Consider the following 1,751-nt stretch of genomic DNA (forward strand, 5'->3'; position numbering starts at 1 on the left):
ATCAGGCGTGACCTGACACCCTAGCAGGATATGGGCCTGCACCTTCTCGAGCTCATCGAATACCACCACACCCATCGTGCTCTCGGCTTGCTCTTCAAGAAAGTGGTAGTAACGCTCGAACAGGTAAGCGTAATCTTTGCGCAGAAGCTGCCCCTCCGGTCGCGGAGCCTCGCAATCCACGATGCTCGCAAACGTACGCACGCGGTAACGCGCACAAATCTCCAGCAAGTGCCCCACGAAGGCGATCTTCGCCTGAGCCAAGGCCGTAAGCTCTTCCTTGGTGGGACCGGTTGCACCGGCATCCTCACGACGCTGCCTCGACCCCTTTTCAAGACACACACGCGCCAATGCAGCCCTTCGCTCCGGCGTGATCGCCTCCATCTGCCCGGCCAAGCGGAACGTCTTGCGCTTCAGCAGCTTCTTGCCCTTGAGCTCCAGCTCATCCGGCGAGATCCGCTGGCCGAAGAAAGTCCTTTCCGCATCCTGTACTTCACAGACCAGGTTCCAGAGGTCCCGATCCTCCACACACACGCCGGCCAACACCTCATAGGGAGAATGCCTGTGGTCCTGGCCGCTTTCATCCATGAACAGCATAAAGCTCACGCCGCGTACCTCCTCTGTAACTGGATCAAGTGTCCATTCCTGCCTGCCTTGAACCCAGCAAACGCCTGTAAATCTCCAGGTGGGCATCCACCACCTTCTCGATCGCGAACTCCCGCTCCGCCAGCGCCCGCCCGGCACGCCCCATGGCCTGCCGCCTTTCCGGGTCTTCCACAAGCGCCTGCAGCGCATCGGCCAGCGCCGGCACATCGCGCACCGGCACCAGCACCCCAGTCTCGCCGTCCTCGATGGCATCGCGACAGCCGGGCACATCCGTGGTGACCACCGCCCGGCCACAGGCCGCCGCTTCGATCAGCACCTTCGGCAGCCCTTCTCGATAGGACGGAAGAACCACCACATGGCTCTCACGGAAGATCCGGGCGATGTCTCGCCGGAAACCGAGGAACTCCGCAACACCCTCGGCCTTCCACCGATCCACGTCCTCCGCGCTGACCGACGACGGATTACCCGGATCGGGGTCGCCCACGACCAGGAACCTGGCCTGGACTCCCCGCGCAACCACCAGCCGGGCGGCCTCGATGAACTCCTCGATCCCCTTCTCGCGCAGTAGACGAGCCGCCATCACCACTACGGGGGTTCCGGGCGGTTCGGCGTGGCAGGCGTACCCTTCCAGGTCCACTCCCGAGCCGCGGATGATCTCCGTTTTTCTCCTCCCTGAGACCACCCTCCCCGATCAAGGCCATCCGATCATCCGGATTCTGCAGGATCACAGTCTGGTTTCCATGGCCCAGGGCTACGCGATACATGGCCTGGGCAACCCGTCTCATCAAGCCGGCACGCCCGCCGGACGTGGTGAACAGCGTCCCCAATCCGGAAATCGCGGACACCACCGCCGGCACCCGCGCCAGCCGTGCCGTCATCCCGCCGTACAGCACCGGCTTGATCGTCACCAGATGCACCAGGTCCGGCCGCAGCCGCCGGAACAGCCGATACAACGCCCACAGCGAGCGCGCCTCGGCGAACGGATTGGCACCGCGTCGCGACATCGGTACCGGCACGGCCTTCAGGCCCCGCTCACCGAGTTCCGCGGGCGGCTCGCCCGGCGCCGCCACGTACACATCAAACCCTGCATCCCGGGCACCCACGCCAACGGCCAGCCGATGCGACACAAAGAAGCCGAAGTCGTTGAC

General features: G+C 64.2%; 1 protein-coding gene and 1 pseudogene. Both read right to left on the reverse strand.

Features of this window, described 5'->3' with window-relative positions; translation table 11 throughout:
• On the reverse strand, positions 1-594 hold a 594-nt coding region (locus B1A74_RS13885), incomplete at its 3' end, for a DUF3800 domain-containing protein (RefSeq protein ID WP_244269239.1).
• A 34-nt stretch (positions 595-628) separates the two neighbouring features.
• Positions 629-1,751, reverse strand: a pseudogene (locus B1A74_RS13890) (glycosyltransferase family 4 protein); the annotation flags it as partial.

The organism is Thioalkalivibrio halophilus (assembly GCF_001995255.1).
Lineage (GTDB): Bacteria > Pseudomonadota > Gammaproteobacteria > Ectothiorhodospirales > Ectothiorhodospiraceae > Thioalkalivibrio > Thioalkalivibrio halophilus.